Origin of the sequence: Candidatus Corynebacterium faecigallinarum, from assembly GCF_052264515.1 — a bacterium.
Lineage (GTDB): Bacteria > Actinomycetota > Actinomycetes > Mycobacteriales > Mycobacteriaceae > Corynebacterium > Corynebacterium faecigallinarum.
Genome location: NZ_JBQQOC010000025.1, coordinates 1 through 13,733, shown reverse-complemented (window position 1 = coordinate 13,733; position 13,733 = coordinate 1). Strand labels below are relative to the sequence as shown.

The following is a 13,733-nucleotide window of genomic DNA, read 5'->3' as shown; positions in this document are numbered from 1 at the left end:
GTATGCGACGATGGTTGTCATGGACACCACCAGTTCCTCCAGTTCCGCCAGTTCCGCCAGCCCCTCCAGTACCCCGTCCGCCCAACCGTGGAACGACCTGAACCCGGACGGCACCACCCCGGTTGACCTGGGCCTGGTCGTGCTCGACATGGACGGCACCCTGCTCGACGGTGCCGGCACAGTCCCCTCCAGCTTCTGGGAACTTCTTCCTGAGCTGCGGGAACGCGGGATCGTGGTGGTCCCGGCGTCCGGTCGGCAGTACGCCACGCTGCGCTCGATGTTCAACACCCAGGCCCCGGCGTCCGCCGAACCGCTGCGCACCTACCTCGCGGAGAACGGCACCGTCGTCGTGCACGACGGGCAGATCGTGTCCACCACCGCCCTGCCGGCCGGGCCGGTGCGTGACGTGATCGGCGCGGTCCGGACGGTGCACGCCACCGGACGGCAGGTCGCCACGGTGCTGTGCACGCCGGACGTCGCCTACGTCGAGAACGACGACCCGGACTTCCTCACCCAGGCGAGGAAGTACTACCACTCCCTGGAGCAGGTCAGGGACCTGAATGCGGTGCTGGACGGGACAGCCGGCAGTGACGGCACACGCGACACAGTCGACATCGTGAAGGTGGCGCTGTTCGTCTACGACTCCGTGGAGGACGCCGCGTCCCACCTGTTCACCGGCCCCGACGCTGTCGCACCGGAGGTCGACGATGAACTCTCCGTGGTGCTGTCCGGCACGAACTGGATCGACATCATGGACCCCAGGGCGAACAAGGGTGTCGCGCTGCGGCAGTTGCAGGACGAGTTGGGTGTGGGCGCCGGGCGCACCGCCGTGTTCGGCGACTACCTCAACGACCTGGAGATGATCGGCGAAGGCCACTACTCCTTCGCCATGGCCAACGCGCATCCGGGCATCACCGCCGCAGCGAACTACACCGCCCCGGCGAACACCGACGACGGGGTGGTGCGCGTGCTGCGGAGGATGCTGGGGGTGTGACGGCGCCCGGGACCGGCGCCCGAATGCCAGCTCATCTGTCTGGTCCACCACACCGCGCGGTAGCATGCATCCGAACCTGGTAAACCTGGGTGGGAGCACTCTAGAAGACGTGGAGAGAACATAATGCGCACAACACTCCTTTCCCGACGCCCTGCGACAGCAGCAGTCGCAGTCCTGACGGCGGGACTGCTCACCCTCACTGCCTGCAGCGACAGCAGTGAAGACTCGACAGCAACGACGGACGCCGGTGAGACCACGGAGGTATCGGAGTCGACCGAGACGTCCGAGCCATCCGGGGCGCCGGAGAGCGATGCCGCGGAGTCCTCCACCGAGGAGATCCCGGAAGGTGCTTTCGCCGTGCAGGCCCGAGGCAGCGGACCCATGGGCCTGACCACCGGTGACTCCCCCTCCGAGGAGCAGGAGGAGCAGATCTACACCATCCACGGTCGCCTGGTCGTCGGCTCCGGATCGTGCTTCGCGCTGAAGGAGATCGGTGCCCGCGGTGGAGACAACAGCCCGCGCCCGCTGGTCTTCCCCGAGGACACGAAGTTCTCCGCCCGGGAGGAGAAGCCCACTGTCACGCTGGCGGACGGCGACCCCATCGAGGTGGGCGACGAGACTGACTTCGACGTCGTGTCCGTGCCGCTCTCCGACCTGAAGGGACTGTCGGACGCCTGCGCCCGCGGAACCTCCAAGACGGGCCTGGTGGTCGTCCAGTAGGACGCCCTTGAGTCGGACTATCGCACCTGCGCGTCGCTTCTATCGATAGATGCACTTCTCTGACCTGGAAGTATGTAAGGATCCGCCGACTCCCCTCGGCGGCGAGGTGCGATAGTCCGACAAGGTGCGATGATCCGACCACCCCCGGCGCCGACCCCACCCGGTCGTGAGCACCACAGTCAGTGGCACAGTGTGACTCATGGCACTACCAGATCCTTATGGAACGCCCCGGGCTGGAACGCCCCTGCCGGCCTGGGTGACCATCACCCTGGGCATGTTCACCGTCTCCTTCGGGGCGAACCTCTTCGCCCCGCTGCTGCCGGTCATGCGTGAGACGCACGCCCTCGGCAGTGCGCCGGTGAACTTCGTGCTCGCCATCTACGTCCTCGGACTGATCCCCGCCCTGATGATCGGCGGACCCATGTCCGACCGACGCGGACGCCGGGCAGTGGTGCGTCCTGCCCTGTTGTTCTCCGCACTCGGCACGCTGGTCACCCTGTCCGCCCACCTGGGGATCGGCTCGGCCGCGGGCCCGGTGCTGCTGTGTATGGGACGCATGCTCACCGGTGTCGCCGTCGGCCTGGTCCTCGCAGCGGGCGCGGCGTGGCTGAAGGAGGTGACGGTGGAGACCAGCGTCGGGACGGCCGCCCGGCGCGCCACGGTCGCCACCTCGGCCGGCTTCGGCGTCGGCCCACTGGTGTCGGGGCCGGTCGCCGAGTGGCTGCCAGGGCCGGACACCACCGCGCTGATCATCCACCTGGTGATGGTCCTGCTGCTCACCCCGCTGGTGTGGGCCACCCCGGAGGCCGGACGCCCCGGCGGTGCGGCGTCCGGCGCCACAGCCGACACCGCGCCGACCCGTCGGCCACTGTTCCCCCGCTCCGCCCTGAGCCCCCGCTTCCTGTGGTCCGTGGCTGCGTGGGCGCCCTGGGCGTTCGGCGTGGCCACGACCAGCTTCGCCGTGCTCACCCCGCTGGTCACCGACGGCATGTCCTACCCCGTGGCATTCACCGGCCTGGTCGCCGGGATCACCATGCTGACCGGAGCGTTCGTCCAACCGTGGGCAGGACGCCTGCGCATGACCGGACGCATCCACCCGGCGGTCTACGGCCTCGGCATGGCGACGATCGGCATGATCCTGGGCGTGGTCATCGCAGAATCCGCCTCCCCGGTGGTGCTGATCCCGACGGCCATGGTGCTGGGCACCGCCTACGGCATCATGATGGTCTCCGGACTGCGGGAGGTCCAGCGCATCGCCGAGGAGGAGGCCCCGCACGAGCTCGGCGCGCTGACCGCGGTGTTCTACGCGGCAACGTACCTGGGCTTCTTCATCCCCTTCGTCATTGCCCTGATCGCACCGGTGGTGGGCTATCCGGCGGTGTTCATCACAGGGGCGGTCATCACCGTGGTGTCGATGTGGCCGGTGGTGCGGGTGACTCGCGCCGCCCGTGGCAACAGCGGGAAGTCCTACTAAGGGACGGCACAACCACAACCCCCCTCACGAGGAGTTCCCGTCCTGTCGCATGACCAGGTGCGCACCGACCACCCCACGCAGCAGCCACGGGTCAATATCCTCACCGCCCCCGCCGTCCCCACCGTCCTCGCCGACCCGCAGCACCGACAGCGCCCCGGTCGGCTCGGCGATCACGCACCGCACCTGCGCCGGATCAGTGACACCCGCCCGACGCAGCGCACTGGTCAGGTCAAGCTCGGTGACATGCTGTCTGGACAGCGCTCGCTCAATCACCTTCCCGTGTGCCATGACGACCTCCGGCGGCGAGGCCACCGCCCCACGCAGCTGCCGCAGTTTCCGGGCCTGCCCGAACACCGCCTCCATGATCATCAGCGTGACCAGGCCGATCAGCCCGGCGGCGAGCGTCGGCGGGTGCCCCAGGACGGCGCGTCCTGCCACGGCCCCGAACATGATGATCACCACGGCGTCGAAGGTGGACCAGGCGGTGAGCACCCGGGCACCGAACAGTCTGACCAGTACGAGGAACGCCAGGTAGACGCCGATGGCGGAGACGATGACGACCGGGATGCGCCAGGGCACTCCCCCAGCCGCCCGGCGGGCTGGCGAGTACCAGTGCGGTCGTGGATTCCATGGGCTCCGTGGTTGCCATGGCTGCCATTGTGTCAGGGTGAGCCGGTGTCAGGCGCCGACCGGAGCCGGTCCCGGCAATCAGGTCACGGCCGACCCGTCACAGCCAGCCGTTCTGCTCGGCCACACTGACCGCCTCAAACCGGTTGGACGCCCCGGTCTTGCCGATCACCGACGACAGGTGGTTACGCACCGTCCCCGGTGACAGATGCACCGCCGCGGCGATGGTCTTCACCTCCGCCCCACCCCGGGCTGCCCGGCACACCTCCACCTCCCGCTCGGTCAGCGGCGAGTCCGGGGTGAACAGCGACTCCTCGGCCAGCGCCGGGTCGACCACACGCAGCCCCTTGTGCACCCGCCGCACCGCCTCAGCCAGCTGCGCCGGCGGGGTGTCCTTCACCAGGAACCCACTGACCCCCGCGGCCAGGGCTTTGCGCAGGTAGCCGGGGCGTCCGAAAGTGGTGACGATCATCGAGCGGCAGGACGCTCCGGCATCGACCAGCGCCTCCGCCGCCTCGATACCGTTGGCGCCGGGCATCTCAATGTCGAGCAGGGCGACGTCCACCTGGTGGGCGAGGACGGCGTCGACGACCTCATCGCCGCGTCCTACCTGCGCGACGACCTCGATGTCGGTTTCGGTGCCGAGCAAGGCCGCCAGCGCACCGCGGACCAGGTCCTGGTCATCGGCGATGAGTACGCGGATCATGGGCTCTCTCCTGTCATCGAGACCACCAGCGTAGTGCCGGTGCCGCCGGCACTGGTGCCGCTACCCGTGCGTGAGCTCAAGGTCAGCGTCCCACCGGCGTCCTCCACCCGGGCGCGCAGGCCCGCCAGGCCCTCACCATCGGCAGCGCCCCCGGCAGCTCCCTCAAATCCCACCCCGTCGTCGACGACGCGCACCCTGTCGCCGCTCATCGTCACCTCGCACCGGGACGCCTCGGCATGGCGCACCACATTGGTCACCGCCTCCCGGATCACCCAACTGAACAGGTGCGAGTTCGTGCCCGCCACCGAGGTGTCGTCCGGCAGGACGGCGATGACCCCGGCAGTGTCCAACGCCCGGCGCGCCGCAGCGACCTCCCCGTCCAGGTCCGGCCTCCGCATCCGGGTGACCGTGGAACGCACCTCGGCCAGGGCGGTGCGCGAGATCCGGGTGATCTGCTCCAGCTCGGCCTTCGCCGCCGCCGGGTCGGTGTCGACCAGGCGGGTGGCGACCTCCGACTTCAGGGTCACCACGGTCAGCGAGTGGCCGAGCAGGTCGTGGACGTCCACGGCAATGCTCTCTCGTTCGTGCGACAGGGACAGTTCGTGGGACAGCCGGCTCTTCTCCTCGGAGCGTCGGGACGCCAGGGCCACGAGGTAGATCATGATCGGGCTGGCGACCGTGGCCCCCATCGTCGGTACCACGGCGTCCGGTGCCGCCAGGTACACCAGCCCGGTGGAGCCCAGCATGATCGTCACCACCGCCGGGAGGCTGTAGATCATCGGCAGGGTGAAGGACACCGCCGCGACGTAGAAGGGCACCAGGAACACCGCCCACACCCCGATGACCAGCACCGTCGGTACCGACACCACAATCAGGACGGTGAACCAGAAACCGGCCCGTTGGGGCATGGTCATCCGTCGTGGGAAGGTTTCCGCCAGGCCGAAGCCCAGGGAGTACGTCACGGAGAACACCACGAGCAGGACCACCCCGGTGATCTTGCGGAACAGTGAAGCATCCGACATGACCAGTAGGAACGCCGGGAAGACCAGCACCACCAGCCAGACGGAGGCCATCAGGCTGTCGGTGCCGTTGAAGTCCGCCCGGAAGCGGGCCCACAGGCGGACGCGGCCGGTGGTTGTGCCGCTGGCACCTGTGTCGCCGCCGCGTCCGCCAGCGCATCGGCCAACGCGGCTGGTGCTGCCTGGTTCGCTCACTGGCGTCCCTTCTCCCGGTTGTGCAGAACGAGTACCACGCCGATGAACAGTAGCGTCCAGGCGATGAAGTTCGCCACGGCGTACCACAGGGGGTCCTCGACGAATCCGTCGCCGAAACTCACCGACTGCTGGCCTTCGGTCAGCGGCCAGCGGGCCAGGGACGCCGCGCCGTAGAGCGGGCTGAAGCGTCCGACGTTCAACATCGTCTCCGGCAGTGGCATGAACACGTTACCGAGGAACGCCAGGATCACGATGGACGTGCCGGCGATGCTGGTGGCGGTCTCGGTGGGCCAGATCTGCGCCCAGATCATGCCGTAGAAACCGAAGGGGATGGAGCAGACGACGCACAGGACCAGCGCGATGACCCATGCCGAGCCAGGCATGTCCGCCCCGGTGACCGCGCCGACGATGAACACCGCGGCGACCGGCAGGACGGCCCGGATGATGATGCCCAGCATCCGGGACGCCAGGATCTGGCCGCCGGTCAGCGGGGTGAGGGCGAGTTGGCGTCCCCAGCCGGTCTCGGCCTCGACGACGACCTGGCCGGCAGCCGCGGTCGCGCCGGTGATGCCGGCGTACAGCGCCATCCCGATCATGATCGAGGCCTTCACGTTGCCCTGGCCGACCGGTTCATCGCCGAAGCCCATCGCCTGGCCGAAGACCAGGTAGAAGATGACGGGCAACACCATGGAGAAGAAGAGCATCGCACCGTCGCGGGACAGGCGCCGCAGGTCGTGCAGGGCGAAGCTCACGGTGGTGCTGGCGCTCGAGCGGTTCGTGGCGCGGTTCGTGGTGGGCGTGTTTGGGTTGGTGGGTGTCGTGGCGGTGCTCATGATTCCTCACTCCCGGTGTCTCCGGTATCTCCGGTGTTCCCAGCGTCCCCGGCGTACCCGCTCTTGCGGGTCAGCCGGATGAAGGTGTCCTCGAGGGTGTGCGCGGAGATGCGCACATTCTTCGCGTCGGTGGTGGTCAACAGCTCGCGGACCAGGTCGTCCGAGTCTGCTGAGTCCTTGGTGGTGACCTGATGGTGTTCGCCGTCGAGGTCGTATTCCACGCGGATGTCGCTGTCGATGGCCTGCAGTTCGGCCGGGGTGCCGTCGGCGATGACCCCGCCACCGTCCAGCAGGACGATCCGCTGGGCGAAGTTCTGCGCCTCCTCCAGGTAGTGCGTGGCGAAGATGATGGTGGTGCCGAGCTCCGCCTGGCCGCGCATGGTGTCCCAGAAGTCGTGCCGGGCGGTGGCGTCCATGCCGGTGGTCGGCTCGTCGAGGATCAGGACGTCCGGGTCCCCGAGCAACGCCAGGGCGAAGCGCAGCCGTTGCTGCTCACCGCCGGAACAGCGGGAAACTCGACGTTTTCGCAGATCAGTCAGGTCGGCGCGTTCCAGGACCTCGTCGATCGGCAGCGGGTCGGTCAGGGTCGAGGCGATCATCTTGATGGTGCCCTCGACGGAGACATCCGGCAGCAGGCCGCCGGTCTGCATGACCGCGCCGATGCGTTGACTGTTGATGGCCTGGCGTGGCGATGTCCCCAACACGGAGACCGTGCCCTCGGTGGGTTTGGTCAGCCCGAGGACCAGGTCGATCAGGGTGGTCTTTCCAGCACCGTTGGGGCCGAGCAGGGCGACGATCTCACCGGTACCGATCTGTACCGTGACATCGCGCAGCGCGTGGACGGGTTTGCCGGCGGAGCCGCGGAAGGACTTGCACAACCCAGTCGCGGCGATGGCCGGTGTGGTTTCTGCGGGTGAAGCTCTCATGACTCCATTCCACCCCGGTCACACCGAATTGGCCAGGGGGCGCCGTCACGACCTGGGCGTGACAGGAGTCATGGGTGGTGCAGGACGTCAGGACGCCGTGCTGCGCCAGCGCCGCTCGTCGTCGCGCGCCCACCGGGTGGCCGTCGCGTCCTCCCGAACGGGAGCGAACCAGTAGGTCCTGTCCGGGTCCCAGCCGGCGATGACGCTGGCGGTGCGGTCATCCAGGAAGATGGCCCGGGTTGCTGCGGCGAGATGGCAGGCGACAGTGAGGTGCACCCCGTCGTAGTGGCGCGAGATCGCAGCCCAGTCGGGCATCACCCAGCGCTGGCCGGGGGAATGAAGACCGGTCGTCTCCGCCCACTCACGTTCTACCGCAGCGGTGACGTACAGGGGGAAACGTCGGCACAGGTCAGCCCAGTCGTCGGGACCGGTGATCTCGGTGATCTCGGTGATCTCGGGGCTCTGGGGGATCTGGGGGATCTTGGCGGTGTCCGCGGGGGCCGTGGGGTCGTGGCGCTCAGTGGGCTCCGGCACGTGCAGCTTACGGACCCACGCTTCGTCGCGGAAGACATCTTCGACCAGCACCAGTCCGACCGGGGCACACCGGGACCCGTCGCTCATGCGACGGGTGGAGGAGAGCAACTTCACGTCGGTGTCGCTGGCGCTGCCAGGACGGGCGGACGGGAACGACCACCACTCATTGCTCCCCCGATGCTGGGCCGGGCACACCGAGATGCCGGTGGCGGGGCTGCCGGGCTGATCCGACCAGGACACGGTCCACTGGTCGTCCAGCGCATCCGAGGCGACCGGAGCATCCCACCAGCGGACATGCGGGGACGCGGCAACGACCTCCGCAGCGTCCTTCAGCGCTGCGACCACAACCGGGGAGGACGCCAGGACGTCCTCCCCGTGCGGCGGCTGCCAATACATGGCGGCGCCGACAGAGATGTCCAACGCAGCGTCGAGCAGATCCGGTGTTGGTTCTGCCAACGGTGTGGCCCGGATCAGGCGGGCGACCACGTCCGGCGGCATGACCTCCGGATAGTCGCGACCGTAGGAGCCATTGGAGATGTCGGTCAGGTCGGTGGTGTCGTCACCGTCGGTATGCCCCGAGCCTGCGGACGAAGAGAAGGACATGTAGACCATGCCGGTCTGCTCACCGAGATGGTGGGCGGCCTTGACCACGGCGCTGCGCAGCGGCAGCAGTTTTTCAGCGGGACGGCGCGCTTCTGCTGCCGCCTCCTCACTGAGCAGCACGAATTCCAGGAGCACCCGACGCCCCCGCGGGCCGGCCAGCAGGGTGTCGGGTGTCATGGTGGCGAGGCTACCTCAAGCCAGGTGCACGGTGCGCGCGCGCACGTGGCGGCACTCAACCACAGTTCTCGCCAGATCTAGCCGGCGATGAGCTTGTTGACCTGGCGGACGACCGGGGCCGGGGCGAAACGTGCCGACCAGCGCAGGGCCAGGTCCGGCAGGGACACGGAGTAGTCCTGGCGCTGGCGCTCGAGCCAGCCCTTCGGGTTCACGGACTTCCAGACGGCGGCGGCGACCTCGTCGGTGTCGATCCGCACACCGAGACGCTTGGTGGAAGCGGCCTCGACGTCGGCCAGCGGGGTCTTGACCCACAGCGGCATGAGGTTGACGACGCGGATGTCGTCCTTGCGCCACTCCAGGCTCATGGCCTGGGTGAAACCGTGGACGTAGAACTTGGAGGCGGAGTAGGGGGTGATGTGCGGCTGGCCGTAGATACCCGAGGCAGAACCCATCGAGATCATGTGAGCGCCCTTGGTGACCTTGAGGTAGGGGTAGGCGGCCTTTGCGCCGAAAGTGACACCGGTGCAGTTGATCTCGATGGTCTTGGCGATCAGCCCGGCAGGCTGCTCGGCGATGTCCAGGTCGCCGATGATGCCGGCGTTGTTGTCCAGCACGTTCAGCTTGCCGCCGGTGTGGGAGGTGAAGTCTGCGAGGGCAGACTCCCAGCTCTGGTAGTCGGTGACGTCGAGGTGTCCGGTGATGATATCCGGGTAGTCTTCCTTCAGCTTCGCCAGGTTGGCTTCATCGATGTCATAGGCACCGACGATCCAGCCCTTGTCACGGAACTTAAGTGCGACCTCGCGACCGATTCCGGCCGCGCCACCGGAGATGAAAATGCTCTTCTTGTTTGCCATGCACGCCAACCTACAATGCCGGAACGGGTACCGTTACTTAAACCGTAATATTCATATCAGAAAACCTCGTTCACTGAGTCTTCGCAGATCAGGATCCCGGCACGGCGTTCTCCGGCAAGGGGTGCATGTTCTCCGACAACCACCCGAAGGGCCCGGTCAGGAACTCGGTGGGCTCCACCGTCCCGGCACCCATGATGGGCGAGTTCGGGGTGCAGGCCTTCTCACCGTCCGGCGCGCTGCCCGGCACCAGGGCATCCCGGACGATGTCGATGACCCGCGGGGAGTACGACATGGAGATGTGGTCGGAATTGTCGGCGGCGCAGCCGTCCTGCACGGTGACGTTGTTGACGGTCGATCCCTCTTCTGCCTCCAGGAAAGTGGAGTGGTAAGGGGTGGTGACCTCGTCATACTTGGTGGCGACGGCGGTGTAGTCGACCCCCGGCACGGTGTCACCGTCAGCATTGAGCCGCTTCAGCAGCGGCGAGCCGTAGAGCTGCTGGATGCCGGCCTCGCCGACGACGTGATCCAGGATGGGGTCCAGGTTGAGACCCAGCTGCCCGATGAACCGGTCGAGGTTGCCGATGCCGGACATCGTGGTGCCGTGGTTCGTGGCCCCGAGGGTCACGACATGGTCGGTCTTCGCCGCGCCACCGTTGAACTTCAGGTACTGACGGGCGAGCAGACCACCCTGTGAGTGTCCGACGAGGTCAACCTGCTCCGCGCCAGTGGCGGCGAGGACCCGGTCGACGAAGGTGGCGATCTCCGCACCGGAGTCGGCGATGTCCTCGGTACCGAATGCATTGGGCAACAGGGTGCCGACCCCGCCCTTGTTGAGAATGTCGCCCTTGCCGTGGTTCGTCGCGTAGACACAGTGCCCGTCGGCGGCGAGCGCCGGCGCGACCGCCGCCCAGTTGTCGTAGGCCTTCTCCCAGGTGCCGTGGATCAGGACGACCGTGTCCCGGTCGTCCTGGAGCTCACAGTTCCAGTCGTTGACGCCGTCGGGCATCTTGGTGGGGTCGAGGAAACTCTCTGCGAAAGTGTCGATGAAGTTCGGGTTGTCGGACGCGCCGGTGGAACCGTCCGGGCTGGCAGACCCGGCCGACTGAGTCGCCGCCGTCGGAACGGCAACCCCACCACAAGTGCCAGGCCGCCGAGAACGGCCGCAACGGAGCTTCTGTGTTTTTACGCAACGTAACCATGACCGTACAGTGACCTGTATCACTCATATGTGCACATCGGGAGATATGCTCAAGGGGTGGCCCTGCAAGCGACCCGGCGAGCGCCCGGGCGGGTACCGGCCACTCCTCGTTCGCCCCCAGCTGCGCCCGGATTCCAGCGATCTGCAGATCGACGAAGGACTCGAAGATCTGGTCACCAGCGACACCTCACCGGAGACCTTGCCGTACGACCGTAATCCCACCCGCGCGCCCTCAATACCAGCAGCGTCCCCACAAAATCACTCACCGCATCGACCGCGCCATCAATCTTGGACTCACCGTCGGGACGTCCTGCCCGTCACCATTATCGGAACAACTCGCCAGAACAACCGCGGCGACCGTCACCGCCGCCATCGCGGACACATAGCGGACAGGGCGGGCAGACAAGGTTCGACCACAAACGTCATGAATCCACCATCGCATGTACGTGGACAATGTTCACTACGGCTGATCGGTCATCGCCCGGTACAGGTACCCACGGATCTCCACGCCGCGACCATTGATGTCGCTGCGCAGACGCACTGCATTGATCGCATCCTCATCCGCGTGTTCGGCGACGCTATCGGCGATCGCCATCAGATTCTCCTGCTCCTCAGCAGCAAGCGAACGCCCCTCCTCGAGCGCATTAGCCCGGTCGGGGGCATCGTCCGAACTGTCACCGGATGAATCAATGTGTCGCTGATAATCCCGGAAATCAGCCGCAGCCAGATTCAGGAGTTCCCGGAACACCTCGTCACTGTCCGCCCCTGCATCGACCATCATGCCGGGCTGTTCAGGGCGTTCGGGGCGACCTTCATCGTCCCCGGCGCCCCCGGCACTGCTCTCGTCATCATCATCGTCCTCAATCGTCCCGAACTGGACGAGAAGCCGTTCGACGATCTCCTCAGCGTCCGCGACCGCATCCAACTCGCCAGGCTGGGCGCGCAGCAGCTCAGCGATGTCATCAGTGTCGAAGCGGAGCGGATCCCCCTCCCCCTGTGCGGCACTGACCTCCACCGCGGTAACCGACGGCACGTCCTCGTCGTCCGAACAGCCAGGTAGCGCCAGGGCAATCACCGTCACTCCCGCCGCTGCTGCCATGCGACGGGACGGTGGGCTGGCGTGCCGGGGCATACGGATCATGTATCTCTTGTACCACGCCGAGTAAACCTCATTCACCTTTCCCGGGACTGCTGCACGGTTAGGTGACATCTGATCTGACTTACCCCGACGGGGTGGGTCTGGAAGGATGTTGCTGTGCCTAAGCCTTACCCGAAAGAGTTCCGTGCTGATGTGGTCCGCATCGCGCGGAATCGCGAGTCCGGTGTCTCGCTCGAGCAGATCGCGCAGGACTTCGGGATCCATCCGATGACCTTGCAGAAGTGGCTCCGCCAAGCTGATATCGACGAAGGCATCAAGCCAGGACAGTCCAGTACGGAGTCTGCCGAGTTGCGGGAGCTACGCAAGCGCAACCGGCTTCTGGAGCAGGAGAACGAGGTCCTGCGTCGGGCTGCAGCGTATTTGTCGCAGGCGAACTTGCCGGGAAAATGATGTACCCGCTCGTGAAAGAGCTCGCCAGTGACGGGGTCCCCGTGACGGTGACGTGCCGGGTCCTCAAGCTCGCCCGCCAGCCGTATTACCGGTGGTTAGACACCCCGATCACCGAAGCCGAGCTGATCGAGGCATATCGGGCGAATGCCCTGTTTGACGCTCATCGTGATGACACCGAGTTTGGGCACCGCCTGCTGGCTGACGAGGCCCGTGACGCCGGCGAGGTCATGGCCGACCGAACCGCATGGAAGATCGCCTCAGCTAATGGGTGGTGGAGTGTGTTCGGGAAGAAACGCGGCAAGAACGGCAAAAAGCCCGGGCCTGCGGTTCATGATGATCACTGCCTCGTCACGGACGAGGACGGCCGCGCCCGACATGAGTTCACCGCCCAGGCGCCGAACCAGCTCTGGCTGACCGATATCACCGAGCACCACACGAATGAAGGCAAGCTCTATCTCTGCGCGATCAAGGACGCGTTCTCGAACCGGATCGTCGGCTACTCGATCGACTCCCGGATGAAGTCCAGTCTCGCCGTGCGTGCGCTCAAGAATGCTCTCGCGATGCGCGAGAACACCGCAGGATGCATCGTTCACAGCGACCGCGGATCGCAGTTCAGATCCCGCAAATTCCGGCGCCGACTAACCCGCCACGGGCTGGTCGGCTCCATGGGACGGGTGGCTTCCTGCGGTGATAACGCGGCGATGGAGAGCTTTTTCGCCCTGCTGCAGAAGAACGTCCTCGACCGCCGCAGATGGGGCAGCCGAGAGCAGCTACGCATCGCGATCGTGACCTGGATCGAACGGACCTACCACCGGCGTCGCCGGCAAGCAGGACTCGGCCGATTGACGCCCATCGAATTCGAAACCAAGATGAACACACCACTGGCCCTCGCGGCCTGACTAACCGCTGTCACCTAACCGTGCAGCAGTCCCCCCCGTGCCGACGGCCCACGTATACCCCCGGGGAAACTCGTGGTGATCGAAGAACGCCCGCCGGAACGCGTTCGTGCTGGAGCAACCCACCCGCTGGGCAACCGTGTCCACCGTGGTCGACGTCGTGAGCAAGCGTTCAGCCACCTGCATGCGGACCACCCGCCACCAACGTCTCAGGGTCATTCCTGTCTCTGCGCGGAATGCCAGCTCGATACCGCGTGCGGACACATGCACCGAGGCTGCCAACTCCGGAACACCGCGGTCGTCGCCCGGACAAGCACTCCCGGGCGCGAACCTCCCCACGAGGACCGAACGAAGGCCTCCTCCGACGAAGCTTCCCCGACAACCTCCCCCAGAAACGACTGAAGGCCCCGGCCGCCGACGATCCACAC

Annotated in this window: 14 protein-coding genes; 4 read left to right on the top strand and 10 right to left on the bottom strand. The window is 66.6% G+C overall.

The genetic code is table 11. The annotated features are described in order from the left end of the window. Positions 1-19: 19 nt before the first annotated feature. From ACTXPP_RS11720 to ACTXPP_RS11710, 3 genes are all read left to right on the top strand, one after another. Positions 20-994, top strand: coding sequence for a Cof-type HAD-IIB family hydrolase (locus tag ACTXPP_RS11720; RefSeq protein WP_443342241.1), 975 nt, complete (start codon positions 20-22; stop codon positions 992-994). Between the two features lie 123 nt (positions 995-1,117). After that, positions 1,118-1,714 carry a hypothetical protein gene (locus tag ACTXPP_RS11715; RefSeq protein ID WP_443342239.1) on the top strand — a complete coding sequence of 199 codons (597 nt, stop codon included), beginning with the start codon at positions 1,118-1,120 and terminating at the stop codon, positions 1,712-1,714. Between the two features lie 199 nt (positions 1,715-1,913). Continuing rightward, a complete protein-coding gene (locus ACTXPP_RS11710; RefSeq protein WP_443342237.1) occupies positions 1,914-3,188 on the top strand; it encodes an MFS transporter in 1,275 nt (424 codons plus the stop codon). A gap of 24 nt (positions 3,189-3,212) precedes the next feature. Here the strand turns inward: ACTXPP_RS11710 and ACTXPP_RS11705 are convergent, their stop codons facing one another. The 9 genes from ACTXPP_RS11705 to ACTXPP_RS11665 all read right to left on the bottom strand — a co-directional run bounded on the left by ACTXPP_RS11705 (position 3,213) and on the right by ACTXPP_RS11665 (position 12,001). Further along, positions 3,213-3,767, bottom strand: a complete 555-nt coding sequence (locus ACTXPP_RS11705) for a DUF421 domain-containing protein (protein WP_301524677.1) — start codon at positions 3,765-3,767, stop codon at positions 3,213-3,215. 148 nt (positions 3,768-3,915) lie between these two features. After that, the gene (locus tag ACTXPP_RS11700) at positions 3,916-4,521 is read right to left on the bottom strand and encodes a response regulator transcription factor (protein WP_443342235.1); all 606 of its coding nucleotides are present in this window, start codon (positions 4,519-4,521) and stop codon (positions 3,916-3,918) included. Beyond that, positions 4,518-5,735 (bottom strand): sensor histidine kinase, encoded by a 1,218-nt coding sequence (locus ACTXPP_RS11695; protein ID WP_301520804.1) that lies wholly within the window; start codon positions 5,733-5,735, stop codon positions 4,518-4,520. Before ACTXPP_RS11695 ends, ACTXPP_RS11700 begins: the two co-directional genes overlap by 4 nt. Beyond that, positions 5,732-6,568 carry an ABC transporter permease gene (locus ACTXPP_RS11690; RefSeq protein ID WP_301498397.1) on the bottom strand — a complete coding sequence of 279 codons (837 nt, stop codon included), beginning with the start codon at positions 6,566-6,568 and terminating at the stop codon, positions 5,732-5,734. Before ACTXPP_RS11690 ends, ACTXPP_RS11695 begins: the two co-directional genes overlap by 4 nt. After that, positions 6,565-7,494 carry an ABC transporter ATP-binding protein gene (locus ACTXPP_RS11685; protein ID WP_443342232.1) on the bottom strand — a complete coding sequence of 310 codons (930 nt, stop codon included), beginning with the start codon at positions 7,492-7,494 and terminating at the stop codon, positions 6,565-6,567. The genes ACTXPP_RS11690 and ACTXPP_RS11685 overlap by 4 nt, the downstream gene beginning before the upstream one ends. An 87-nt stretch (positions 7,495-7,581) precedes the next feature. Next, positions 7,582-8,808: a hypothetical protein gene (locus ACTXPP_RS11680; RefSeq protein WP_443342230.1), complete on the bottom strand. Its 1,227-nt coding sequence runs from the start codon at positions 8,806-8,808 to the stop codon at positions 7,582-7,584. Between the two features lie 77 nt (positions 8,809-8,885). Then, positions 8,886-9,662, bottom strand: a complete 777-nt coding sequence (locus ACTXPP_RS11675; RefSeq protein WP_301520802.1) for an SDR family oxidoreductase — start codon at positions 9,660-9,662, stop codon at positions 8,886-8,888. 88 nt (positions 9,663-9,750) lie between these two features. Beyond that, positions 9,751-10,668 carry an esterase/lipase family protein gene (locus tag ACTXPP_RS11670; RefSeq protein WP_301520801.1) on the bottom strand — a complete coding sequence of 306 codons (918 nt, stop codon included), beginning with the start codon at positions 10,666-10,668 and terminating at the stop codon, positions 9,751-9,753. A 652-nt stretch (positions 10,669-11,320) separates the two neighbouring features. Next, the gene (locus ACTXPP_RS11665) at positions 11,321-12,001 is read right to left on the bottom strand and encodes a hypothetical protein (RefSeq protein ID WP_443342228.1); all 681 of its coding nucleotides are present in this window, start codon (positions 11,999-12,001) and stop codon (positions 11,321-11,323) included. A gap of 114 nt (positions 12,002-12,115) precedes the next feature. Between ACTXPP_RS11665 and ACTXPP_RS11660 the strand changes: the two genes are divergently transcribed. Further along, positions 12,116-13,308 (top strand): IS3 family transposase gene (locus ACTXPP_RS11660; RefSeq protein WP_443342226.1). Its coding sequence is split into 2 segments (ribosomal slippage): positions 12,116-12,400 and positions 12,403-13,308, totalling 1,191 coding nucleotides; the frame shifts between segments, so codons are not numbered across the junction. Here the strand turns inward: ACTXPP_RS11660 and ACTXPP_RS11655 are convergent. Beyond that, positions 13,309-13,575, bottom strand: coding sequence for a helix-turn-helix domain-containing protein (locus ACTXPP_RS11655; protein WP_443342265.1), 267 nt, complete (start codon positions 13,573-13,575; stop codon positions 13,309-13,311). Between the last annotated feature and the right edge of the window lie 158 nt (positions 13,576-13,733).

Bases quoted from the DNA above. Each gene is read 5' to 3' on its own strand.
- ACTXPP_RS11690 (WP_301498397.1), bottom strand. From the start codon at position 6,568: ATGAGCACCGCCACGACACCCACCAACCCAAACACGCCCACCACGAAC.
- ACTXPP_RS11720 (WP_443342241.1), top strand. From the start codon at position 20: ATGGACACCACCAGTTCCTCCAGTTCCGCCAGTTCCGCCAGCCCCTCC.
- ACTXPP_RS11710 (WP_443342237.1), top strand. From the start codon at position 1,914: ATGGCACTACCAGATCCTTATGGAACGCCCCGGGCTGGAACGCCCCTG.
- ACTXPP_RS11670 (WP_301520801.1), bottom strand. From the start codon at position 10,668: ATGCCCGACGGCGTCAACGACTGGAACTGTGAGCTCCAGGACGACCGG.
- ACTXPP_RS11675 (WP_301520802.1), bottom strand. From the start codon at position 9,662: ATGGCAAACAAGAAGAGCATTTTCATCTCCGGTGGCGCGGCCGGAATC.
- ACTXPP_RS11700 (WP_443342235.1), bottom strand. From the start codon at position 4,521: ATGATCCGCGTACTCATCGCCGATGACCAGGACCTGGTCCGCGGTGCG.
- ACTXPP_RS11685 (WP_443342232.1), bottom strand. From the start codon at position 7,494: ATGAGAGCTTCACCCGCAGAAACCACACCGGCCATCGCCGCGACTGGG.
- ACTXPP_RS11665 (WP_443342228.1), bottom strand. From the start codon at position 12,001: ATGATCCGTATGCCCCGGCACGCCAGCCCACCGTCCCGTCGCATGGCA.
- ACTXPP_RS11680 (WP_443342230.1), bottom strand. From the start codon at position 8,808: ATGACACCCGACACCCTGCTGGCCGGCCCGCGGGGGCGTCGGGTGCTC.
- ACTXPP_RS11715 (WP_443342239.1), top strand. From the start codon at position 1,118: ATGCGCACAACACTCCTTTCCCGACGCCCTGCGACAGCAGCAGTCGCA.